General features: G+C 63.0%; 24 protein-coding genes. 13 read left to right on the top strand and 11 right to left on the bottom strand.

Annotation, left to right across the window (positions count from 1 at the left end):
• Positions 1-22 precede the first annotated feature (22 nt).
• The gene (locus JFT44_RS05325) at positions 23-349 is read left to right on the top strand and encodes a YqjD family protein (protein ID WP_003170746.1); all 327 of its coding nucleotides are present in this window, start codon (positions 23-25) and stop codon (positions 347-349) included.
• On the opposite strand, the gene JFT44_RS05320 is transcribed toward JFT44_RS05325, so the two are convergent.
• Positions 346-1,242, bottom strand: a complete 897-nt coding sequence (locus JFT44_RS05320; RefSeq protein WP_115127084.1) for a LysR family transcriptional regulator — start codon at positions 1,240-1,242, stop codon at positions 346-348. The genes JFT44_RS05325 and JFT44_RS05320 overlap by 4 nt on opposite strands.
• 109 nt (positions 1,243-1,351) lie before the next feature.
• Here JFT44_RS05320 and trpB point away from each other — a divergent pair, with 109 nt between their 5' ends.
• A complete protein-coding gene (gene trpB, locus JFT44_RS05315) occupies positions 1,352-2,578 on the top strand; it encodes a tryptophan synthase subunit beta (protein WP_057439272.1) in 1,227 nt (408 codons plus the stop codon).
• The gene (gene trpA / locus JFT44_RS05310; protein ID WP_057439273.1) at positions 2,578-3,387 is read left to right on the top strand and encodes a tryptophan synthase subunit alpha; all 810 of its coding nucleotides are present in this window, start codon (positions 2,578-2,580) and stop codon (positions 3,385-3,387) included. The genes trpB and trpA overlap by 1 nt, the downstream gene beginning before the upstream one ends.
• A 138-nt stretch (positions 3,388-3,525) precedes the next feature.
• On the opposite strand, the gene JFT44_RS05305 is transcribed toward trpA, so the two are convergent.
• From JFT44_RS05305 to JFT44_RS05280, 6 genes are all read right to left on the bottom strand, one after another.
• Complete coding sequence (locus JFT44_RS05305) at positions 3,526-4,842, bottom strand: MFS transporter (RefSeq protein ID WP_057957887.1); 1,317 nt, start codon at positions 4,840-4,842, stop codon at positions 3,526-3,528.
• Positions 4,843-4,992: 150 nt separating this feature from the next.
• The gene (dgoD, locus tag JFT44_RS05300) at positions 4,993-6,141 is read right to left on the bottom strand and encodes a galactonate dehydratase (RefSeq protein WP_032857121.1); all 1,149 of its coding nucleotides are present in this window, start codon (positions 6,139-6,141) and stop codon (positions 4,993-4,995) included.
• 46 nt (positions 6,142-6,187) lie between these two features.
• Positions 6,188-6,808 carry a 2-dehydro-3-deoxy-6-phosphogalactonate aldolase gene (locus tag JFT44_RS05295; RefSeq protein WP_057957886.1) on the bottom strand — a complete coding sequence of 207 codons (621 nt, stop codon included), beginning with the start codon at positions 6,806-6,808 and terminating at the stop codon, positions 6,188-6,190.
• Position 6,809: 1 nt separating this feature from the next.
• Positions 6,810-7,775, bottom strand: a complete 966-nt coding sequence (locus tag JFT44_RS05290) for a 2-dehydro-3-deoxygalactonokinase (RefSeq protein ID WP_057957885.1) — start codon at positions 7,773-7,775, stop codon at positions 6,810-6,812.
• Positions 7,776-7,938: 163 nt separating this feature from the next.
• Complete coding sequence (locus JFT44_RS05285; RefSeq protein WP_057444830.1) at positions 7,939-8,265, bottom strand: DOPA 4,5-dioxygenase family protein; 327 nt, start codon at positions 8,263-8,265, stop codon at positions 7,939-7,941.
• Between the two features lie 31 nt (positions 8,266-8,296).
• On the bottom strand, positions 8,297-9,247 hold the full coding sequence (locus JFT44_RS05280) for a choline sulfate utilization transcriptional regulator (protein WP_057439276.1): 951 nt from the start codon (positions 9,245-9,247) through the stop codon (positions 8,297-8,299).
• A gap of 103 nt (positions 9,248-9,350) precedes the next feature.
• On the opposite strand from JFT44_RS05280, the gene betC reads away from it, so the two are divergent.
• From betC to JFT44_RS05265, 3 genes are all read left to right on the top strand, one after another.
• Positions 9,351-10,865: a choline-sulfatase gene (gene betC / locus JFT44_RS05275; protein ID WP_198830409.1), complete on the top strand. Its 1,515-nt coding sequence runs from the start codon at positions 9,351-9,353 to the stop codon at positions 10,863-10,865.
• 19 nt (positions 10,866-10,884) lie between these two features.
• Positions 10,885-11,802, top strand: a complete 918-nt coding sequence (gene choX / locus JFT44_RS05270; RefSeq protein WP_057957883.1) for a choline ABC transporter substrate-binding protein — start codon at positions 10,885-10,887, stop codon at positions 11,800-11,802.
• Between the two features lie 81 nt (positions 11,803-11,883).
• A complete protein-coding gene (locus JFT44_RS05265; RefSeq protein WP_120731119.1) occupies positions 11,884-13,446 on the top strand; it encodes a SulP family inorganic anion transporter in 1,563 nt (520 codons plus the stop codon).
• Between the two features lie 47 nt (positions 13,447-13,493).
• On the opposite strand, the gene aroE is transcribed toward JFT44_RS05265, so the two are convergent.
• Complete coding sequence (gene aroE / locus JFT44_RS05260; protein WP_057439279.1) at positions 13,494-14,318, bottom strand: shikimate dehydrogenase; 825 nt, start codon at positions 14,316-14,318, stop codon at positions 13,494-13,496.
• Entirely contained in the window at positions 14,318-15,250 is a 933-nt protein-coding gene (gene hemF / locus JFT44_RS05255) for an oxygen-dependent coproporphyrinogen oxidase (RefSeq protein WP_198830408.1), read from the bottom strand. Before hemF ends, aroE begins: the two co-directional genes overlap by 1 nt.
• A gap of 159 nt (positions 15,251-15,409) precedes the next feature.
• On the opposite strand from hemF, the gene JFT44_RS05250 reads away from it, so the two are divergent.
• Positions 15,410-16,387 carry an NADPH:quinone reductase gene (locus JFT44_RS05250; protein WP_057439281.1) on the top strand — a complete coding sequence of 326 codons (978 nt, stop codon included), beginning with the start codon at positions 15,410-15,412 and terminating at the stop codon, positions 16,385-16,387.
• 122 nt (positions 16,388-16,509) lie between these two features.
• Here the strand turns inward: JFT44_RS05250 and JFT44_RS05245 are convergent, their stop codons facing one another.
• Positions 16,510-17,067, bottom strand: coding sequence for an L-threonylcarbamoyladenylate synthase (locus JFT44_RS05245; RefSeq protein WP_057957880.1), 558 nt, complete (start codon positions 17,065-17,067; stop codon positions 16,510-16,512).
• A gap of 54 nt (positions 17,068-17,121) precedes the next feature.
• Positions 17,122-18,216 carry a DNA-processing protein DprA gene (gene dprA / locus JFT44_RS05240; RefSeq protein WP_198799694.1) on the bottom strand — a complete coding sequence of 365 codons (1,095 nt, stop codon included), beginning with the start codon at positions 18,214-18,216 and terminating at the stop codon, positions 17,122-17,124.
• Between dprA and JFT44_RS05235 the strand changes: the two genes are divergently transcribed.
• The 6 genes from JFT44_RS05235 to JFT44_RS05210 are packed head-to-tail and all read left to right on the top strand — an operon-like array spanning position 18,217 to position 23,031.
• Positions 18,217-18,492, top strand: coding sequence for a hypothetical protein (locus JFT44_RS05235; protein WP_128593095.1), 276 nt, complete (start codon positions 18,217-18,219; stop codon positions 18,490-18,492).
• A complete protein-coding gene (gene def / locus JFT44_RS05230) occupies positions 18,480-18,986 on the top strand; it encodes a peptide deformylase (RefSeq protein WP_005783383.1) in 507 nt (168 codons plus the stop codon). The genes JFT44_RS05235 and def overlap by 13 nt, the downstream gene beginning before the upstream one ends.
• A 57-nt stretch (positions 18,987-19,043) precedes the next feature.
• Positions 19,044-19,994 (top strand): methionyl-tRNA formyltransferase, encoded by a 951-nt coding sequence (fmt, locus tag JFT44_RS05225; RefSeq protein ID WP_198830407.1) that lies wholly within the window; start codon positions 19,044-19,046, stop codon positions 19,992-19,994.
• Positions 19,994-21,304 (top strand): 16S rRNA (cytosine(967)-C(5))-methyltransferase RsmB, encoded by a 1,311-nt coding sequence (gene rsmB / locus JFT44_RS05220; protein WP_198830406.1) that lies wholly within the window; start codon positions 19,994-19,996, stop codon positions 21,302-21,304. The genes fmt and rsmB overlap by 1 nt, the downstream gene beginning before the upstream one ends.
• Before the next feature lie 23 nt (positions 21,305-21,327).
• The gene (trkA, locus tag JFT44_RS05215; RefSeq protein WP_057957876.1) at positions 21,328-22,701 is read left to right on the top strand and encodes a Trk system potassium transporter TrkA; all 1,374 of its coding nucleotides are present in this window, start codon (positions 21,328-21,330) and stop codon (positions 22,699-22,701) included.
• A gap of 18 nt (positions 22,702-22,719) precedes the next feature.
• Positions 22,720-23,031, top strand: a complete 312-nt coding sequence (locus JFT44_RS05210; RefSeq protein WP_057439283.1) for a tetratricopeptide repeat protein — start codon at positions 22,720-22,722, stop codon at positions 23,029-23,031.
• Positions 23,032-23,076 lie beyond the last annotated feature (45 nt).

Raw genomic sequence — 23,076 nt, 5'->3', positions numbered from 1 at the left:
CATTCACTCCAGGAGAGCCCACATGGCCAACACCTCTTTACGCAAAGCGTCATTGGAAAGCATGGAAGCCGAGATTTCGAGCCTGCTCAAATCCCTTGAGAGCCTCAAGGACGATGCATCCGACGAGTCGCGCAAAACCCTCAAGGCCCTGAAAAGCAATGCCGAGAATGCCCTCAAGCACTCCCGCCATCTGATCAGCGATGCCTACGAAGAAAGCAAAGTGAAAATCCGCGAAACCGGGGTTGCCACCCGTGACTATGCCCAGGAGCACCCTTGGACCACCGCCGGCGTTGCCGTTGGCGCACTGGGCCTGCTGGCGGCCTACCTGCTGTGCAAACGCGGTGACTAAACCGGTTGGCGCGCAAGCTCAGCCTTGAGCCATTGCGCCAACTGCCGGGCGCGCCCATCCGCGGCGCGCTTGGGTAGCCACAACGCCAGTTGCGCCGGGGTTTGACTAAAACCCCACGGCGCAACCAGGCGACCGGCACGCACGTCCTCCGCCACCAGCGGTTGCGGTGCGATCGCCACCCCCAGGCCCGCTACGGCCGCCTCCAGCAAATAATACAAATGCTCAAAACCCTGGCCGTACTTAAGCGCGCTGGTGTCGATGCCATGGTGCTGCGCCCAATTGGGCCAGGCTTGTGGGCGCGAGGTGGTGTGCAACAGGGCTTCGCCCAGCAAAGCCTGGGCGGGCGCCTGGCGCAGGGCCTGGTAATGGGCAAAGTGCGGGCTCATCACCGGGCCGATCCGCTCGCTGGCCAACTCGTACACCTGCATATCGGCCGGCCACGGCGGCTCGGCAAACACCAGCAAGGCATCCAAGCCCGGCCGCCTGGGGTCAAGATCGCCTTCGCCCGCTGATAGATGCAAGCGCAAATCCGGCAAATCCGCATTCAAGCGCCCCAGCCGCGGAATAAACCAACGCGCCAGCAAACTGCCGGAACAGCCAAGGACAAACGGCGCATCAGCGCTGCTCTGGGTCAGTTCCCCGCACACATCCCGCAGGCGCTCGAACGCCTCGAAGCTGGCATCGCGCAGCCGCACCCCGGCATCTGTGAGTTTAATGCCACGCCCATCCTTGACGAAAAGACTCACCCCAAGGTGTTCTTCCAACACTTTCAGTTGTCGGCTGACGGCACCGTGGGTCACATGCAATTGCTCGGCAGCCTGGCTGACGCTGTTGAGGCGGGCAGTGGCTTCGAACGCACGCAGGGCGTTAAGGGGTGGAAGGTCTCGGCTCATCTGTGAGTTTTCCTGACAGGTTGCGGCGATCTTATCGGTTTTCACGGTACAGCGTCAGGGGTAGAGTGGCCGTCATTGCCTCTCCCACCTCTTCACCCTGGAGCGCACCATGACTCAGTCCCAGACCGATTTACGCAACGGCCCTGATGCCAACGGCCTGTTTGGCGCGTTCGGCGGCCGCTACGTGGCAGAAACCCTGATGCCGTTGATCCTCGACCTGGCCCGCGAATACGAAGCGGCCAAAGTCGATCCGTCCTTCAACGAAGAATTGGCCTACTTCCAGCGCGACTACGTCGGACGCCCAAGCCCGCTGTATTTCGCCGAGCGCCTGACCGAGTTCTGCGGCGGCGCCAAGATCTACCTCAAGCGTGAAGAGCTGAACCACACCGGCGCGCACAAGATCAATAACTGCATCGGCCAGATCCTGCTGGCGCGGCGCATGGGCAAAAAACGCATCATCGCCGAGACCGGCGCCGGCATGCACGGCGTGGCCACAGCCACCGTCGCCGCGCGGTTTGGCCTGCAATGCGTGATCTACATGGGCACCACCGATATCGAGCGCCAGCAGGCCAACGTGTTTCGCATGAAGCTGCTGGGTGCCGAAGTGATCCCAGTGGTCGCCGGCACCGGTACCCTCAAGGACGCGATGAACGAAGCCCTGCGCGACTGGGTAACCAACGTCGACAGCACCTTCTACCTGATCGGCACCGTGGCCGGCCCGCACCCGTACCCTGCGATGGTGCGCGACTTCCAGGCGGTGATCGGCAAGGAAACCCGCACCCAGTTGCAAGCCCAGGAAGGCCGCCTGCCGGACAGCCTGGTAGCGTGCATCGGCGGTGGCTCGAATGCCATGGGCCTGTTCCACCCGTTCCTCGATGACACCAGCGTGGAGATCATTGGTGTTGAAGCCGCCGGCTACGGCATCGAAACCGGCAAGCACGCGGCCAGCCTCAATGGCGGCGTACCGGGCGTGCTGCACGGCAACCGTACCTTCCTGTTGCAGGACGACGACGGCCAGATCATCGACGCCCACTCGATCTCAGCGGGCCTCGATTACCCCGGCATCGGCCCTGAGCATGCATGGTTGCACGACATTGGCCGCGTCCAGTACACCTCGGTAACCGACGACGAAGCCCTCGACGCCTTCCACAAATGCTGCCGCCTGGAAGGGATTATTCCGGCACTGGAAAGCGCCCACGCCCTGGCCGAAGTGTTCAAGCGCGCCCCGACCCTGCCCAAGGATCACCTGATGGTGGTCAACCTGTCAGGCCGTGGCGACAAGGACATGCAGACCGTTATGCACCATATGGAAACCGCCAAGCAGGAGAAACACTGATGAGCCGCCTGCAAACCCGCTTTGCGCAACTCAAGGAACAAAACCGCGCCGCCCTGGTGACCTTCGTTACCGCTGGCGACCCGGGGTATGACACCTCCCTGGCGATCCTCAAGGGCTTGCCGGCAGCCGGCGCCGATGTGATCGAACTGGGCATGCCTTTCACCGACCCCATGGCCGATGGCCCGGCGATCCAACTGGCCAATATCCGTGCGTTGGGCGCCAAGCAGAACCTGGCGAAAACCCTGCAGATGGTGCGCGAGTTCCGCAAGGGCAACACTGATACACCGCTGGTGCTGATGGGCTACTTCAACCCGATCCACATGTACGGCGTGCCACGGTTTATCAGTGACGCAAAAGAGGCCGGCGTCGATGGCCTGATCGTGGTCGATATGCCACCGGAACATAACAGCGAACTGTGCGACCCGGCCCAGGCCGCGGGCATCGACTTTATCCGCCTGACCACGCCAACCACTGACGATGTGCGCCTGCCCACCGTGCTCAACGGCAGCTCCGGGTTTGTGTACTACGTGTCGGTGGCCGGTGTGACCGGTGCCGGTGCCGCTACCCTGGAGCACGTGGAAGAAGCCGTCGGCCGCCTGCGCCGGCATACCGACCTGCCGATCAGCATCGGCTTCGGCATCCGCACCCCGGAACAAGCCGCCGCCATCGCCCGCCTGGCGGACGGTGTGGTGGTGGGGTCGGCGCTGATCGACCACATCGCCAACGCCAGCAACGACCAGCAAGCGATTGACGGGGTGTTGAGCCTGTGTGCAGCGCTGTCGGAAGGTGTGCGTAACGCTCGCAAGTAAGATTCTTGCTCTGGGCAATCGGGCTGTTGTGGCGAGGGAGCTTGCTCCCGTTGGACTGCGTAGCAGTCCCATTTTAGGGCCGCTTCGCGCCCCAACGGGAGCAAGCTCCCTCGCCACAGGCCCCTAGCGGATAGGTATCTATTCCTTGAGCTCGATGCGCTCGACCTTGCCCACCAGCAGTATGTAGGACAGCGCCCCCAGCAGCGCCAGCACCGCAATGTAGGTAATCGCCGGCGCAAACGAATCGCCCGTGGCCAGAAAGCCAATGACGATCGGCGTGGTAATCGCCGCCAGGTTGCCGATGAAATTGAACACTCCCCCAGTCAGCCCCAACAGCCGCGCCGGCGCCAGGGTCGAGACCAGCGACCAGGTGATCGACGCCAGGCCATTGCCGAAAAACGCCACCGCCAGGAACGCAATCACCAGTGGCGTCGAATCGACGAAGTTGGCGCCAATGATTGCCGTGGAAATCAGCAGGCCGCTGATGATCGGCAACTTGCGCGCAAACCCCACCGAGGTGCCACGGCGGATCAGCCAGTCGGAAAACAGCCCGGAACACAACACCCCGACAAAGGCCGCGAGGAAGGGTAGCGAGGCGAGCAGGCCGGACTTGATGAAGTCCATGCCGCGATATTTCACCAGGTAGGTCGGGAACCATGTCAGGAAAAACCACAGGGTCGAGTTCAGGCAGAACTGGCCCAGGTAGATGCCCCACAGCTTGCGCTTGCTCAGCACGATCCCCAGGTCGACCCAACTGAAGGGCGCCTTGCGCTTGGCAGTTTGTGCGTCCAGGTCCACCAGGCCGCCGCCTGCGCGGATCAGCTCGATTTCTGCGCTATTGACCCCCTTGAAGTCCCGCGGCTCGCGGTACACCGCGTACCACACCAGCGCCCAGAGGATGCCCACCGCGCCGGTGCTGATAAACACCATGTGCCAGCCATAGTGGTGCTGCAACCAGGCCAGCACCGGGGTGAGGAACGCCAGCCCGACGAACTGCCCGGACGTGTAGAAACCAATGGCCGTGGCACGCTCACGCTCGGGAAACCAACTGGTGACGACCCGGCTGTTGATCGGATAAGCCGGCGCTTCCAGGGCACCCACCGCCATGCGCAACACGAACAACGCGATAAAGCTCGCAGCAAAGCCCAGCATCACCGTGGCAATCGACCATAACAGCAGGGCGGCGGTGTACAGAATGCGCGGCGGCACCCGGTCCACCAGCCAGCCGCCGGGGATTTGCATGGCGGCATAGGTCCAGCCGAACGCCGAAAAAATCAGCCCGACATGCACCGGGTCGATGCCCAGCTCACTGGTCAGGGCTGGCGCGGCAATCGACAGGTTGCTGCGGTCCAGGTAGTTGATCACCACCGTGATAAACAGCAGGACCATGATGAAGTAACGCTTGCGGCTGGGCGTGACTAAAGACGCCTGCCCGGTGAGGGTTTCAGGGTGCATGGGGGAGCCTCTTATTATGTTTATTGAGGTCGGTTAACGGCTACCGGGTTGAAAGTGGGAGCTGGCTTGCCTGCGATGGCGGCGGAACATTTAAGATTGCTATCGCAGGCAAGCCAGCTCCCACACTGACCACGTGCCATCAGGTGAAAATCACCACTCGGCAAAACTGCCATCGGCATGCCGCCAGATCGGGTTGCGCCAGCGGTGACCAATGGCCGCGCGCTCGATCACGTATTCCTCGTTGATCTCAATCCCCAGGCCCGGCCCGTTGGGGATCTTCACGAAGCCTTGGTCGTAATCGAAAACTCCCGGATCGCGCACGTAGTCGAGCAGGTCATTGCTCTCGTTGTAGTGAATGCCCAGGCTTTGCTCCTGGATAAACGCGTTGTAACAAACCGCGTCCAGTTGCAGGCACGCCGCCAGGGCAATCGGCCCCAGCGGGCAGTGCAGGGCCAGGGCCACGTCGTAGGCTTCGGCCATGTTGGCGATCTTGCGGGTTTCGGTGATGCCGCCGGCATGGGACGCATCCGGCTGGATGATGTCGACGTAGCCTTCGCTGAGCACGCGCTTGAAATCCCAGCGTGAGAACAGCCGCTCACCCAAGGCAATCGGGGTGCTGGTCAGGGGCGCCAGCTCCTTGAGCGCTTCGTAGTTTTCGCTGAGCACCGGTTCTTCGATAAACATCAACTTGTACGGGTCCAGCTCTTTCATCAGCACCTTGGCCATGGGCTTGTGCACGCGGCCATGGAAGTCCACGCCGATGCCGACATTCGGGCCGACCGCATCGCGCACGGCGGCGACGTTGGCCAGGGCCTGGTCGACCTTGTCGAAGGTGTCGAGAAACTGCAGCTCCTCGGTGCCATTCATCTTCACCGCCGTAAACCCACGGGCCACGGCTTCCTTGGCCGCACGGGCGGTGTCAGCCGGACGGTCGCCGCCGATCCACGAATAGACACGGATCTTGTCCCGCACCTGGCCGCCCAGCAGGTCGCTGACCGACACCCCGAGGGCCTTGCCCTTGATGTCCCACAAGGCCTGGTCGATGCCGGCCAGGGCGCTCATATGAATCGCACCGCCCCGGTAGAAGCCGCCGCGATACAGCACGGTCCAGATATCTTCGATATTGCGTGGGTCTTTGCCGATCAAATAGTCGGACAGCTCCTCGACCGCGGCCGCCACGGTGTGGGCGCGGCCTTCAACCACGGGCTCGCCCCAACCGGTCACGCCCTGGTCGGTTTCCACTTTGAGGAAGCACCAGCGCGGCGGCACGATAAAGGTGGTCAGTTTGGTGATTTTCATCTGCTTATCTCTCTTGTCGGATGCAGCGCCTGGGCGCCAGGCACACTCAGTTCAAGGCGTTCCAGGCAGCGACATACGCCTGGGCACGACTCGCCACCTGCTCGACACTCATGCCGGGCTTGAACAGCCCGGAGCCCAGGCCAAAGCCCTTGACCCCGGCGTCGACGAACACTTGCATGTTGTCCGGGGTAATCCCGCCCACCGGCAGCAGGACCGTGCCGGCCGGCAGCACCGCCAGCCAGGCCTTGACCACCGCCGGGCCCATTTGCTCGGCCGGGAACAGCTTCAGCACATCGGCACCTTCGGCCAGGGCGGCGAAAGCTTCGGTGGGCGTCGCGACCCCGGGCGACAGGTACAGGCCAGCGGCTTTTGCGGCGCGCAGCACCTTGGCATCACTGTGGGGCATGACGATCACCTGGCCACCCGCCGCCTTCACCCGCTCCACCTGCTCGGGCGTCAGCACGGTGCCGGCACCGATCAGGCAATCGGCGGGCAACGTCTCACGCAGGGTGCGGATGCTGGTGTAGGGATCGGGCGAGTTGAGTGGCACTTCGATCACCCGGAACCCGGCCTGGTACAGCACCTGGCCGACAGCTGCGGCCTCATCCGGGCGCAGGCCCCGCAGGATCGCGATCAAACCGTTTTGAGTGAGTGCTTGCTTGAGCATGTCAGGCCTCGATTGCAGGTTGAATGAGCCCGGCGGCCAGTGCCAGTTGCCACAGGCCGCGCTGAGTTGCTTCTTGCGCGAGGCTGACGTGGCTGAAACCACACAGGGCGAGGGCGCGCTGGTAACGGGCGCAGAGGGCGTTGGCGCCGACCAGGATGATCGGCGGGGTGCGTGCACGGTCGGGCAAGCCGGCCAGTTCATGGCCGATCAGCAGGCCGGACAGGTAGTCGGGTTGCTGCTCAGGGGTCAGTTCAGCGGTCAACCCGAGGGTGCGCGCGCTGAACAGGGTCGACAGCACCCCACGCTGACCATCCGCTGAAAGCGCCACGTGCACGCCTCGATCAAACGCTTGGGCCTGGAACTGCCCGGCGCTCTTTTGCGTACGCCCCAGAATGCTGTGCGTGCTCAGCACCGCGAACAGTTCACCGGTCATGAAGGTGTCAAAGTGGGTGATGCGGCCTTCGACCACCTCGACCCATTTGGAATGGCTGCCGGGCAGGCCGATCAATAACTCAGCGCAGGCTGGCAGGCTTTGCAGCACGCCGAGCACCTGGGTTTCTTCGCCGCGCATCACGTTGGGCAAGCCAACCTGCTCGATCACGCCGGGCACGATATGCACATCGACACCGCGCAGGCTGCGTACCTTGTGCAGGGCCTGGCCGAGGCTGGCGACGTCGACCGGCGTCTTGCGATAGGCCGCTTCGCCCCAGCCCTGGGCGCTGCCGACCATGCCGCAGGCAATCACCGGCAGATCGGGCTGGGCAGCCAGCCAGTCGCCACAGGCGTCATCAAACGCCAGTTCAAACCCATCGCAGCAGTGAACGCCGGCAATCAACCGTGGTTCGCTGGGCAAATGCATGATCCCCGACGCCAGCGAGCGCTGTTCGAGGACCTGGCCACCGGGGCCGAGCTTATAAGCACGAAGGGAACTGGTACCCCAATCGAGCGCGATCAATTGCGCCGGCATCGTTTCACCTGGAATGTGACAGATGGCCGACTATAAACCTAAGGCTTGAAATATCTCAATATATAAATATCAATCCCATATAGTGGAACAAGATAAAGAAAATCCCCACGCCCCCGTACTTTTCATCGCACAGGAACGCGAGGATTCAGCTGACAGCAACTGGTTAAAAAATCGACAGATCCAACGGGCGCATGGCCCCCATCCAGATCGCGTAGTCGGTGTGGTCCTTCAGGTCATCGCCGGTATCCGGGTGCAGAAACACCACCAACCCATTGCGATTGAGCGCCAGCCACGGCAGCGCCACGCCGATGTACTGCGGGTCGAACGCCAGCTGGCAGCTCCAATCCGGGTGCGGGCCCACCGGGCGCTCATGCATGCGCCCCATGCGCAGCGGGAAGATGGCCGCCGCGTCTTCACACAGCGTGCGCGCCTGGTCGATCGTACTGGCGTCGAAGTAGATATGGGCGTGGTAGCCCTTGATACGTTGCATGACAGGCTCCGGACTCGTTGATCGGCCGATCCTAGACCGCAATCGACGGCAGGGCCAGCCCGGCCAGGGGCTGCGCGCTGCTGGCCTGCTCCGCCGCCAGCCACTCGACAAACCGTTCGATCAACTGCCCGCGGCGCTTGCGCTGGGGCAACACCACGTAATATCCAAAGCGCGAGATCACCGTGTCGCCAATCGGCCGGCACAGCCACTTCTGCTCCAGCAGGTTATCCACCAGATGGCGCCAGCCGATGGCCACGCCCTGGCCGGCAATCGCCGCCTGGATCAGCAGGGTGTAATTGTCGAAACGCAGCGGCCCTGGGGTTGGTGCGGCGGTGATCCCCAGCTCGCGAAACACCCCGTTCCAGTCGAACCACTGGCTGTTGTTTTCCTGGCGCAGGTGCAACAGCGGCAGTTCCTGCAGGCTTTGTAACGACAGTGGTGCAGTGCGGCCCCTGAGCAGTTGCGGGCTGCACACCGGGAACACTTCCTCGTTGAACAACCACTGGCTGTGGCCCTGGCGAAAACGCCCATCGCCAAACAACACCGCCACATCGATATCACTGCGCAAGGTCGCGTGGTTGCGCTCGCTGGTGACCAGGCTCACATCCACCTGTGGGTTGGCTTCGTGAAAGCGATGCAGACGTGGCATCAGCCAATAGGCAGCGAAGGCGAAGTCAGTCGCCACTTGCAACACTTCGTGCTGGTCCTGCTCTGTGATCGCGCCCAGGCCCGTATCAATGCTCTGCAACCCGGCCTGAACATGTTCGAACAGCAGCATGCCCGCGTCCGTCAGTTCGATGCCACGGTAGATGCGATCAAACAGGCGCACCGCCAGTTGTTCTTCCAGGCGCTTGATCTGCTGGCTGACAGCCGGCTGGGTGGTGCCCAGCTCCATGGCCGCCGCGGTGAAGCTGCGATGACGGGCGGCGGCTTCAAAGGCCCGCAACAGATCCAGCGACAGGTTACCCAGGGCTTTATACATAAGCGGTACTTATCCTAGACATTGCTTTTCATGGGCTTTACCACGGTTTCCATGGCCTGCATGCTCAATCGCATAAACACTGACTATGGAATGCCGAGAGACCATGAAGCGCAAGAACATTCTTTTCATCATGGCCGATCAAATGGCCGCGCCGTTGCTTCCGTTCTACGGTCCTTCGCCGATCAAACTGCCCAACCTGAGCCGCCTCGCCGCCCAGGGCGTGGTGTTCGACGCTGCATACTGCAACAGCCCGCTGTGCGCGCCGTCGCGCTTTACCCTGGTCAGCGGCCAGTTGCCGAGCAAGATCGGCGCCTACGACAACGCGGCGGATTTCCCCGCCGACGTCCCGACTTACGCCCACTACCTGCGCCGCCTCGGCTATCGCACGGCGCTGTCGGGCAAGATGCATTTCTGCGGGCCCGACCAGTTGCACGGCTATGAAGAGCGCCTCACCAGCGATATCTACCCCGCCGACTACGGCTGGGCGGTGAACTGGGATGAGCCCGACGTGCGCCCTACCTGGTATCACAATATGTCGTCGGTGCTGCAAGCCGGCCCGTGTGTGCGTACCAACCAGCTGGATTTCGACGAAGAGGTGGTGTTCAAGGCCCAGCAGTACCTGTTCGACCATATTCGCGAGGACGGCGACCAGCCGTTCTGCCTCACGGTGTCCATGACCCACCCCCACGACCCGTACACCATTCCCAAACCGTTCTGGGATCTGTACGACGGCAGTGACATCCCTATGCCTACAACCCCGGCCCAGACCGAGCTGGACCCCCATTCCCAGCGCCTGCTCAAGGTCTACGACCTGTGGGACAAACCGCTGCCTGTGGATAAGATCCGCGATGCACGGCGCGCCTACTTCGGTGCCTGCAGCTACATCGACAGCAATGTCGGCAAACTCCTGCAAACCCTGCAGGACACTGGCCTGGCCGAGGACACCATCATTGTGTTCTCCGGCGACCACGGCGACATGCTCGGCGAGCGCGGGCTCTGGTACAAAATGCACTGGTTTGAAATGGCCGCACGGGTGCCGCTGCTGGTCTGTGCGCCGGGGCAATTCCAGGCCGGGCGGGTGAGTGCGGCGGTGTCCACTGCCGACCTGTTGCCGACCCTGGTGGAGCTGGCCGGCGGTGAGCTCGACGCCAGCCTGCCCCTGGATGGCCGCTCGCTGGTCCCGCACTTGCAAGGGCAGGGCGGGCATGACGAGGTGTTCGGCGAATACATGGCCGAAGGCACCATCGGCCCGCTGATGATGATTCGCCGGGGCGCCTACAAATTCATCTACAGCGAGGACGATCCTTGCCTGCTGTTCGATGTACACAACGACCCCCGTGAGCAGGAAGAACTCAGCCAGTCGCCGGCCCACCGTGCGCTGTTCGACGCCTTCCTGGTCGAGGCGCGAGCCAAATGGGACATGCCCGCGATCCACCAGCAAGTGCTCGCCAGCCAGCGCCGCCGGCGCCTGGTATACGAGGCGCTGACGCTGGGCAAACTCAAGAGCTGGGATCACCAGCCGCTGGTAGACGCCAGCCAGCAGTACATGCGCAACCATATCGACCTCGACGATCTGGAGCGCAAGGCACGTTATCCACAACCCTGCCAAAACCAATAAATCCAGTGAGGGGAAGGCCATGAAAAAGTTATCCACAGCCGTGAGTACCGTACTGTTATTGAGTGCTAGCCAGGTGTACGCCGACGCCCGTTGCGAGACGGTAAAAATGGCCGACCCCGGCTGGAGCGACATTGCCGCCACCAACGCCATCACTGGTTTTTTACTGAGCGGCATGGGTTACAAGGCCAAGGTCGATACCCTGGCGGTGCCGATCACCTTTGGCGGGCTCAAGGACGGCCAGGTGGATGTGTTTATGGGGAACTGGATGCCGGCGCAGCAGGGCTTCTACGACAAGTTCGTGGCCAATGGCGACGTGGTGCAACTGGCGAAAAACCTCGAAGGCACCGAGTTCACCCTCGCGGTGCCGGACTATGTGTGGGAGGCCGGCGTGCGTGACTTTGCCGACCTGAATAAATTCGCCGACAAGTTCGACAAGAAGATCTACGGCATCGGCTCCGGCGCGCCGGCCAACCTGTCGCTGCAAGAGATCATCAAGAAAAACGACTTCGACCTCGGCCAGTGGAAGCTGATCGAATCCAGTGAGCAGGCGATGCTCGCCGAGGTGTCCAGGGCGGTGAAGCGCGAGCGTTTCGTCACCTTCCTCGGCTGGACACCGCACCCGATGAACGTGCAGTTGAAGATGCGCTACCTCAAGGGCGGCGAAAAATACTTCGGCGACACCGGCAGCGTGTACACCCTGACCCGCAAGGGTTATGCACAAGCCTGCCCGAATGTGGCGAAACTGCTGACCAACCTGACGTTTACCCAGGACATGGAGAACAGCATCATGGCCGAGGTGGCGAACAACAAGGTCAGCAATGCCGACGCGGCGAAGGCATGGATCAAGGCCAATCCGGCGGTGCTGGAGCAGTGGCTGGAGGGGGTCAAAACCCTGGATGGCCAGGAGGCATTGGCGGCGGTCAAGGCCAGGCTTTAGCAGCGCCCACACAAGCCAGCGCCCACAGGGCAGTGTTTGTGCTGATACCCTGACTCAAACTTTTTTGACCTGAGCTGCCCAATGCCCCGGCCCCATACACTCTTCCCCTTCCTGCGCTGGCTGCCGCGCCAGACCCGCGCCAGCGTCGGCCGGGATGCGCTGGTCGGCCTCAGCGGCGCGGTGCTGGCCTTGCCGCAATCCATCGCCTACGCCCTGATCGCCGGCCTGCCCCCCGAATACGGCTTGTATGCGGCAATCATCCCGGTGCTGATTGCCTGCCTGTGGGGTTCGTCCTGGCATTTGATCTGCGGTCCGACGGCGGCGATTTCCATTGTGCTCTACGCCAGCATCAGCCCGCTGGCGGTGCCGGGCTCGCAGGACTACATCACCCTGATTCTGTTACTGACCTTGCTTGCCGGCGTATTCCAATGGCTATTGGGCATACTGCGCTTTGGCGCGCTGGTCAATTTCGTCTCCCATTCCGTCGTCCTCGGCTTCACCCTCGGCGCGGCAGTGGTCATCGCCCTGGGCCAGTTGCCAAACCTGCTGGGGCTCGACCTGCCCAGCCAGGCCACGGCTATCAACAGCCTGCTGGCGCTGATCGACCACGGCGGCGAGTGGGATCGCCCGTCACTGGCCCTTGGCCTGGGCACCTTGCTGGTGGGCGTGCTGCTTAAATACTGCGTACCGCGCTGGCCGAACTTGTTGATTGCTCTGGCCCTGGGCAGCCTGGCGACGTGGGTGTGGCCGGCGATGTTCGGGCATGTGGCGCGGGTCAGCTCATTTGTTGGCCAACTGCCGCCGTTCAGCCCGTTGCCGCTGGACCTGGACATGATCCTGCGCCTGCTACCCAGTGCCGTGGCGGTGGGCATGCTGGGGTTGGTGACCAGCCTGTCGATTGCCCGCTCGCTGTCGGCGCGCTCGCAACAACTGCTCGACGCCAATCAGGAAGTACGTGCCCAAGGGTTATCCAATATCGTCGGCGGATTTTTCTCCGGCTACCTGTCGGCCGGTTCCTTCACCCGCTCGGGCCTGAGTTACGAGGCGGGCGCCTGTTCGCCGCTGGCGGGGGTGTTTTCGGCGTTATGGGTGGCACTGTTTGCGCTGTTTGGCGCGGCGTTGATTGCGCATATCCCGATCCCGAGTATGGCCGCCAGCATTCTGCTGATCTGCTGGGGCCTGGTGGACCATCGTGGCATCCGCGCACTGTGGCGGGTCAGCCGTGCCGAGTGTGTGGTGATGGGCCTGACCTGCCTGGCTACCTTGCTGCTGGAGCTGCAAACGGCAATCTATGCCGGCGTGCTGGCATCGTTGTTCTTCTACCTCAAGCGCACCTCACAGCCACGGGTCCAGCAATGGCGCGATGGGGAAGACGATGTGCTGCGGGTCGGTGGCTCGATCTTCTTTGGCGCCAGCCATTACCTGCAAGTGCGCTTGCAGCGCCTGCAAGGCCTGCGGGTGGTGATCGAGGCGCAGCAGATCAACTTTATCGACTATTCCGGGGTGGAGATGCTGCACCAGGAGGCGCGGCGATTGCGGGGCCTGGGGCGCAGCCTGACGTTGCGTCGGGCGCGGCCGCAAGTGGTGGAGGAGTTGAGGAAGCTGGAGGGGGCCGACAAGTGCCCGATCCTTTTCGAAGACTGACACGGTCAAAAACTGTAGGAGCTGGCTGGCCAGCTCCTACATTAGAATCAGTTAGCCGCCAGTTGTTTGCGCAGTTCAGCCAGCACCGGCGCCGAATCCGGCCGCACCCCGCGCCACAGGTAGAAGGCTTCCGCCGCCTGCTCCACCAGCATGCCCAAGCCATCCATTGCCACCGCCGCACCGTGTTCAGTGGCCCAGCGGCAGAATGCGGTCGGCTCCTTGGCGTACATCATGTCGTAGCAAAAGGTCTTGCCCGGTTCGACCAGGCTGCCGGCAATCGGCGGTACATCGCCTGACAGGCTGGCCGAAGTGGCGTTGATGATCAGGTCCACCGGTTCACTCAGCCAATCGAAACCGCTGGCAGACACCGGCCCCAGGTCATCGAACAGTTCGGCCAGCCGCTCGGCTTTTTCCACGGTGCGGTTGGCGATAACCAGCGAGGCCGGCTGTTGCGCCAGCAGTGGTTCCAGGGCGCCGCGTACCGCGCCGCCGGCACCGAGCAGCAGGATGCGCTTGCCCGCCAGGCTCAGGCCGGCGTTGACGGTCAAGTCGCGCACCAGGCCGGCGCCATCGGTGTTGTCGCCCAACAGACTGCCATCGGCCAGCTTGCTCAGGGTATTCACCGCGCCTGCGCGCTGCGCACGCTCGGTCAGGGCGTTGGCCAGGCGGTAGGCCTCTTCCTTGAATGGCACGGTGACGTTGGCACCGCGCCCTTGCAGGAAAAATTCACGGGCACAGCCGGTGAAATCCTCGAGCGGCGCCAGCAGCGTGTTGTAGTCCAGCGCCTGGCCGGTCTGCTCGGCAAACAGGCGATGAATCAGCGGCGACTTGCTGTGGCCGATGGGGTTGCCGAACACCACATAACGATCCATCAGCTGGCCGCCTTGGGCGCAGCAAGGCCGAGCCAGTCACGGTCTTGCAGGAAGTAGTCGGTCAGGCGTGCTTCTTCGCTGCCGGCAATAGCCTTCCAGTCATAGCTCCAGCGCACTTGCGGTGGCAGCGACATCAGGATCGACTCGGTACGCCCGCCCGATTGCAGGCCGAACAGCGTGCCACGGTCGTAGACCAGGTTGAATTCCACGTAGCGCCCACGGCGGAATTCCTGGAACTGGCGCTGCTGCTCGGTGTAGGCCATCGCCTGGCGACGCTGGACGATCGGCAGGTAAGCGTCGATGTAGGCGTCGCCAATGGCGCGGATAAAGGCGAAGCAGGTGTCGAAGTCCCACTCGTTCAAGTCATCGAAGAACAGGCCGCCAATGCCCCGGGGCTCGTTGCGGTGCTTGATGTGGAAGTAGCTGTCGCACCAGGCCTTGTAGCGCGGGTAAACGTCCGCGCCAAATGGCGCACAGGCCAGCTCGGCCACGCGGTGCCAGTGGATGCAGTCTTCTTCGTTGGCGTAGTAGGGCGTCAGGTCGAAGCCGCCACCGAACCACCACACCGGCTCTTCGCCTTCTTTCTCGGCGATGAAAAATCGCACGTTGGCGTGGGACGTCGGCACATGGGGGTTATGCGGGTGGATCACCAGGGACACGCCGAGGGCCTCAAAACCGCGACCGGCGAGCTCCGGGCGGTGGGCACTGGCGGACGGTGGCAGGCCGCTGCCGAACACGTGGGAAAAGTTGACGCCGCCTTTTTCGATCACGCTCCCGTTCTCGATTACCCGCGTGCGGCCACCGCCGCCGGCTGGGCGCGTCCAGGCGTCTTCGATAAAGCGCGTATCGGCCTCGAAGGTTTCCAGGGCGCTGCAAATGCGGTCTTGCAGGTCGAGCAGGTAGGCTTTTACAGCCTCGGTGCGGGTAGTCATGGCATCACCTTGAATCGGGCAAAGCTACGCGAGGCCATTGGGCGTCGGCGGCAAAGGGCGCACAGGATACCACCGCGCCGGGCGCTGCCACAGTTGACGAAGATCAAGCATAAGAGTCCGATAGGAGCCTTTGGCGAAACAGACTTGAGGAGAGAGCAGATGGCCAAACGTATCCAGTTCAGCGCCCATGGCGGCCCCGAAGTACTTGAGTATGTGGACTACACGCCAGCGGAACCAGGCCCACAGCAGGTCCGGGTGCGGAACAAGGCCATTGGCCTGAACTTCATCGACACCTATTACCGCAGCGGCTTGTACGCACCGCCGGCCCTGCCCTCGGGCCTGGGCGCAGAAGGCGCGGGCGTGGTGGATGCGGTGGGCAGCGAAGTCAGCCAGTTCAAGGTCGGCGACCGCGTGGCCTACGGCAGCGGCCCGCTGGGTGCGTACAGCGAGCTGCATGTGTTGCCGGCGGCCAACCTGGTGCACCTGCCGGACGCCATCAGCTTCGAGCAAGCCGCCGGCGCCATGCTCAAGGGCCTGACCGTGCAGTACCTGCTGCGCCAGACCTATGAGTTGAAAGGCGGCGAAACTATCCTGTTCCACGCCGCTGCCGGTGGCGTCGGCTCCCTGGCCTGCCAATGGGCCAAGGCCCTGGGCGTGAAGCTGATCGGAACGGTCAGTTCGCCGGAAAAAGCCGCCCTGGCCAAATCCCTCGGCGCCTGGGAAACCATCGACTACAGCCAGGAAAATGTCCCACAGCGGGTGCTGGAACTGACCGACGGCAAGAAGTGCCCGGTGGTGTACGACGGCGTCGGCAAGGACACCTGGCTCGCCTCGCTGGACAGCGTCGCGCCCCGTGGCCTGCTGGTGAGTTTCGGCAATGCGTCGGGCGCGGTGGAGGGGGTGAACCTGGGTATTCTGGCCGCCAAAGGCTCGCTGTATGTCACCCGGCCAACACTGGCGACCTACGCCAATACGCCACAGAACCTGCAGGCCATGGCTGACGATCTGTTTGGCATGATCGAAAGCGGCAAGGTGCGCATTGATATCAACCAGCGGTATTCCCTGGCGGACGCGGCGAAGGCGCAGGTGGAGTTGTCGGGGCGGCGGACGACGGGGTCGACCATTCTGTTGCCATAGGATCTCGGTGGTTTGGCAGACCGCTATCGCGGGCAAGCCCGCTCCCACATTCGAGCGCATTCCCATGCTGGAAATCGGTCGAATGTGGGAGCGAGCTTGCTCGCGATAGCCACGCCTGGGTCTCAGGACGGGCGCCGAACCTCGCCCGTCGCCAGATCCCGAATCAAACTAGGGTTCTTGCGCCCACCCAGGCGCCCACCCAGCACCAGGTCTACCTGCCCCCGGAAATACTGCTCTACCCGGATCCGCGTGCGCGCCGCCGGCCGGCCCTGGGGGTTGGCCGAGGTGGAGATCAGTGGCCCCACCAGCGAACACAAATCCCGCACCAGCGGGTGATCAGTGACCCGCAACGCTACCGTGTCGTGCTTACCGGTAATCCATTCAGGCAGCAGGTCCTGGTGGGGGACCAGCCAGGTGTTGGGCCCCGGCCAGGTACTGGCCATGCGGTCGATCCAGGTGTCCGGGAAGTCTTCGAATAGAAAATCGAATTGCCGGATATTGTCGGCGACCAGGATCAAGCCCTTATCCACCGAGCGGCCCTTGATCGCCAGCAGGCGATCTACCGCTTCTTCGTTCCACGGGTCGCAGCCCAGGCCCCACACAGCCTCGGTCGGATAGGCAATCACCGCGCCAGCGCGAACTTCTCGTGCGGCTTGTTGCACACGCCACCTGTTGACCATTACTCACTCTCCGGACTAAAGCTCTGCGCAGTTTACCGATCTTCGTAACAAAACCTAACTGCGCGCGAGCCAGCGGCCGCTTTCACAGATCACCCGGCCCTCCAGCTCCAGTTCGGTAAGGCTCACCAACACCTGGGACAGGCTTTGCCCGCTGGCAATGGCCAAACTTTCACTGGTCTGGGGCGCCGCGTGCAGCAGCGCCACCAGCGGGTGGGTCACCGCCACCGGCGCGGGCCGCGACAACGCCTGCCAGCCGCGCAACCCTTCAAGAATGTGTTCGATGGTTTCCACCAACACCGCACCGTCACGGATCAACTGATGGCAGCCCCGGGCCCCCGGATGATGAATCGAGCCCGGTATCGCATACACCTCGCGCCCCTGCTCGGCGGCCAGCCGCGCGGTAATCAGCGAGCCGCTGGCCACGCTGGCTTCCACCACCAGCACGCCCAGGGACAGACCACTGATAATGCGGTTGCGTCGTGGGAAGTTTCCAGCCTGGGGGCCGGCGTCCAGCGGAAACTCGGAAACCACCGCGCTGCCCTGGGCAATCATCGCCTCGGCGAGCCGGCGGTGGCGCTGTGGATAAAAATTTTCCAGGCCGGTGCCCAGCACCCCGATAGTCTGCCCCCCGACATCTAATGCCGCCTGGTGGGCCGCCCCATCAATTCCCAGGGCCAACCCACTGGTGATGACAAAACCGGCGCTCGCCAGGTTGCGGGAAAAGGCTGCCGCCGTGTCCATTCCGGGGCGCGAAGCGCGTCGGCTGCCGACCATGGCCAACTGCGGTTTTTCCAGGATCGCGGGCGTGCCGGCCACGAACAACAACGGCGGCGCATCGTCCAGTTCGGCCAGCAAGGCTGGGTAGTCGGGCTGGTCCCACATCAACAAATGCTGGGCCGGGCGCTCTAGCCAGGCCAATGCGGCGCTGGCGCCATCGCGCACTTGCGCACTGCGCCGGGCTTCGGCGCAGGCCGCCGGCACTCCCAGGGAGCGCCAGGCACTGGCTGGCGCGCCGATAGCTTTTGAGGCGCAGCCAAAGGCCTCGATCAATGTTTTAAAACGCCTTGGCCCCAACTCCGGCATACGGTGCAAACGTAGGCGGGCTTCGAGCTCGGCAGGGGAAATATCCGGGGTATGAATGACTGACATATGATCATCCTTGATCAGGAACAAGCTGTGGATAACTCTGTTGGTAACTTCTTTAGCAGGCTAATTATTGCAACTGGTTATTGCCGCCCAACCGGGCCGCCTGTTTTGAAGACGAGTAGCGATTTCCTCATGGGGGCAATCTCCTTTATTATGTGGGTTCGCGTGAAATGCCTGGCCTTCGCGGCCTGCGAGCGTTTCACACCGGCCGTGCGGGTGTCCCGACGCCGATTTGCCTTTACCTCACATGTGCAGCAATTACGCTTATGGCTATTTTGAACATCCTCGAATTCCCGGACTCGCGCCTGCGCACTATCGCCAAACCGGTGGCCGTAGTGGACGACAAGGTTCGTCAGTTGGTCGATGACATGTTTGAAACAATGTATGAAGCACCGGGCATCGGCCTCGCCGCGACCCAGGTCAACGTGCACCTGCGCGTGGTGGTCATGGACCTGTCCGAAGACCGCAGCGAACCGAGGGTGTACATCAACCCGGAGTTCGAGCCGCTGACCGACGAGATGGGCGAATACCAGGAAGGCTGCCTGTCGGTGCCGGAGTTCTACGAGAACGTCGAGCGCCCGCTGCGCGTCAAGATCAAGGCCCTGGACCGCGATGGCAAACCCTTCGAGCTGATTGCCGAAGGCCTGTTGGCGGTGTGCATCCAGCATGAGTGCGACCACCTCAACGGCAAGCTGTTTGTCGATTACCTGTCCACGCTCAAACGCGACCGGATCAAGAAGAAACTGGAAAAGAAGCATCGCCAGCAAGCTTGATTCCCTTCTTTCAAAGGCTTGCTCCGGCAAGCCTTTTTCTTTTGTGAGACGTTTCCCATGACCGAGCCACTGCGCATCGTTTTTGCCGGCACCCCTGAATTTGCCGCCGAACACCTCAAGGCCCTGCTTGCCAGCCCTTATGAAATCGTCGCGGTGTACACCCAGCCGGATCGCCCGGCCGGCCGTGGGCAAAAACTGATGCCCAGCCCGGTCAAGCAGCTTGCCCTGGAACACGGCATTGTCGTGCTGCAACCGCCAACCCTGCGCAATGCCGAGGCCCAGGCTGAACTGGCCGCGCTGCAGCCGGACCTGCTGGTGGTGGTGGCCTACGGCCTGATCCTCCCCCAGGCGGTGCTGGATATCCCGCGCCTGGGCTGCATCAACAGCCATGCCTCGCTGCTGCCGCGCTGGCGCGGTGCGGCGCCGATCCAGCGCGCGGTGCAAGCCGGTGACGCCGAAAGCGGCGTGACCGTGATGCGCATGGAAGCCGGCCTGGACACCGGGCCGATGCTGCTCAAGGTCACCACGCCCATCACCGCACAGGACACCGGCGGCAGCCTGCACGACCGCCTGGCGGAGATGGGCCCGCCTGCGGTGGTAGAGGCGATTGCCGGTCTCGCTGCTGGCACCTTGCAGGGTGAAGCGCAGGACGACAGCCTCGCCACCTACGCCCACAAGCTGAACAAGGACGAAGCACGCATCGACTGGAGCCGCCCGGCCGTGGAGCTGGAGCGCCTGGTACGCGCCTTCAACCCGTGGCCGATCTGCCACAGCACCCTCAATGGCGAAGCCTTGAAAGTCCTCGCCGCCACCCTGACCGAAGGCAGCGGCGCCCCCGGTGAAATCATCGGCGCCAGCAAGGAAGGCCTGCTGGTGGCCTGCGGCGAACAGGCACTGTGTCTGACCCGTCTGCAATTGCCCGGTGGCAAGGCGCTGAACTTCAGTGATTTGTTCAACAGCCGTCGTGAGAAATTTGCCCCCGGCATCATCCTCGGAGTGGACGCTTGATGAACCCGCGTTTGGCCGCCGCCAAGGCCCTGGCCGCCGTGCTCAACGGCAAGGCTTCCCTGAACAGCTCGTTGCCGGTGCAACTGGATAAAGTCGAAGACCGTGATCGCGGCTTCACCCAGGACCTGGCCTTTGGCACCGCCCGCTGGCAGCCGCGTCTGTCGGCGCTGGCGGCCAAGCTGCTGCAAAAGCCGTTCAAGGCCGCCGATGCCGACGTCGAGGCGTTGCTGCTGGTGGGGCTGTACCAATTGCTCTACAGCCGGGTGCCGGCCCACGCCGCCATCGGCGAAACCGTAGGCTGCGCCGACAAGCTGAAAAAGCCCTGGGCCAAGGCCTTGCTCAATGCCGTGCTGCGCCGCGCCCAGCGCGAAAGCGAGGGGTTGCTGGCCGAGCTCGAACACGACCCGGTAGTGCGCACTGCGCACCCGCGCTGGCTGCAAAAATCCCTCAAGGCGTTCTGGCCAGAGCAGTGGGAAGCCATCTGCGCTGCCAACAATGCCCACCCGCCAATGATTCTGCGGGTCAATCGTAGCCATCACAGCCGCGATGCCTATCTCCAATTACTGGCAGAGGCCGGCATCAATGCCAGCGCCTGTGTGTACAGCCAGGACGGCATCGTGCTGGAGACCGCAGGCGATGTGCGCAGCCTGCCAGGCTTTGCCGAAGGCTGGATCAGCGTGCAGGACGAAGCCGCGCAACTGGCCGCCGACCTGCTTGACCTGACGCCGGGCCAACGGGTGCTGGACGCCTGCTGCGCGCCGGGCGGCAAGACCTGTCACATCATGGAAGTCGAGCCCGGCCTGGCCGGCGTCGTCGCCGTCGACTTGGAAGCCAAGCGCCTGGTACGCGTGCGCGAAAATCTTGCGCGCCTGGGCCTGGACGCCGAGCTGATTGCCGCCGATGGGCGCGACACCGCCACCTGGTGGGATGGCAAGCCGTTCCAGCGCATCCTGCTGGACGCGCCATGTTCCGCCACCGGTGTGATCCGCCGCCATCCGGATATCAAGCTGACCCGCCAACCCGACGACATCGCCGCCCTGGCTGTGCTGCAAGGCGAGTTGCTGGACGCGTTGTGGCCGACGCTGGAGGTCGGTGGCATCCTGCTCTACGCCACCTGCTCGACGTTGCCGACCGAAAACACCGAAGTGATCGAAGCCTTCCTCGCCCGCACCAGCGGCGCGCGGGAGTTGGACATTGCCACCACCGCCGGCATCAAGCAGTCCCACGGCCGCCAGTTGCTCGCGCAGGAAGGCGGGCACGATGGCTTCTATTACGCCAAGCTGATCAAGATTGCCGCTGCACGCGGTTGAATGATTTTTAAGGGAGTGACCGGATGAAGATCATCATCCTCGGCGCAGGGCAGGTCGGCGGTACGCTGGCCGAGCACCTGGCCAGTGAAGCCAACGACATTACTGTGGTCGACACCGACGCCGAACGCCTGCGTGGCCTGGGTGACCGCCTGGATATCCGCACGGTCCAGGGCCGCGCCTCGTTCCCCACTGTGTTGCGTCAGGCCGGTGCCGACGATGCCGACATGCTGGTGGCGGTGACCAACAGTGACGAGACCAACATGGTCGCCTGCCAGGTCGCTCACACCCTGTTCCACACCCCGACCAAGATCGCCCGGGTGCGTGAAGCGGCCTACCTGACCCGCGCCGGGCTGTTCGACAACGACGCGATTCCGGTGGACGTGCTGATCAGCCCGGAGCAGGTGGTCACCCACTACATCAAGCGCCTGATCGAAATCCCCGGTGCGCTGCAGGTGATCGACTTTGCCGAAGGCAAGGCGCAACTGGTGGCGGTCAAGGCCTACTACGGCGGGCCGCTGGTGGGCCAGCAACTGCGCCAGCTGCGCGAACATATGCCGAATGTGGAAACCCGCGTAGCCGCGATTTTCCGCCGCGACCGGCCGATCCTGCCCCAGGGCGACACGGTGATCGAAGCCGACGACGAAGTCTTCTTCATCGCCGCCAAGGCCAATATCCGTGCCGTGATGAGCGAAATGCGCCGGCTCGACGAGAGCTACAAGCGCATTGTCATCGCCGGCGGCGGGCAGATTGGCGAACGCCTGGCCGAGGCCATCGAAAGCCGCTACCAGGTGAAGATCATCGAGATGAACGCGGCGCGCTGCCGCTACTTGTCCGATACCCTCGACAGCACCGTGGTGCTGCAAGGCAGTGCGTCGGATCGTGACCTGCTGATGGAAGAAAATATCGCCGACGCGGATATCTTCCTGGCCCTGACCAACGATGACGAGGCCAACATCATGTCATCGCTGCTGGCCAAGCGGCTGGGGGCGAAGAAGGTGATGACCATCATCAACAACCCGGCCTATGTGGACCTGATCCAGGGTGGCGACATCGACATTGCCATCAGCCCGCAACTGGCCACCATCGGCACTTTGCTGGCCCACGTGCGGCGCGGCGATATCGTCAGCGTGCACTCATTGCGCCGCGGCGCGGCGGAAGCCATCGAGGCGATTGCCCATGGTGATTCCAAGTCGAGCAAGGTGATCGGCCGGGCGATTCGCGATATCGGTTTGCCACCGGGCACCACCATTGGCGCGATCATCCGCGATGAAGAAGTGATCATCGCCCATGACGACACGGTGATCGCCACGGGTGACCATGTGATTCTGTTCCTGGTGGATAAAAAACATATCCGCGATGTGGAGAAGCTGTTCCACGTGGGGTTGAGCTTTTTCTGATCTGACGGAGAGACCGACATGCTCGAATCCCTGGAAAAAATGCTCGCCAAGGGTGTGGATAACTCGCTGCTGCGCTTTGGCTTGGGCAAGGGTTACCTGGACCTGAAAGACAACGCCAAGGCGGCCGAGCATTTGCAGAGGTGCGTCGGGTTTGACCCGAAGTATTCGGCGGCGTGGAAGCTGCTGGGCAAGGCACACGCTGCGCTGGGCGATAAAAGCGCAGCACGCCAGGCATGGGAGCAGGGGATTACAGCGGCCCAGGCCCACGGCGACAAGCAGGCCGAGAAAGAGATGACGGTGTTCCTGAAGAAACTCGACCGCCAAGCCTGAATGGAGATCACAAATGTGGGAGCGGGCTTGCTCGCGAATGCGGTG

It is taken from the genome of Pseudomonas sp. MF5691, assembly GCF_016405645.1.
GTDB classification, from domain to species: Bacteria; Pseudomonadota; Gammaproteobacteria; order Pseudomonadales; family Pseudomonadaceae; genus Aquipseudomonas; species Aquipseudomonas shahriarae.
The sequence above is the reverse complement of the archived record's forward strand: the minus strand, read 5'-3'. Positions and strand labels throughout refer to the sequence as shown.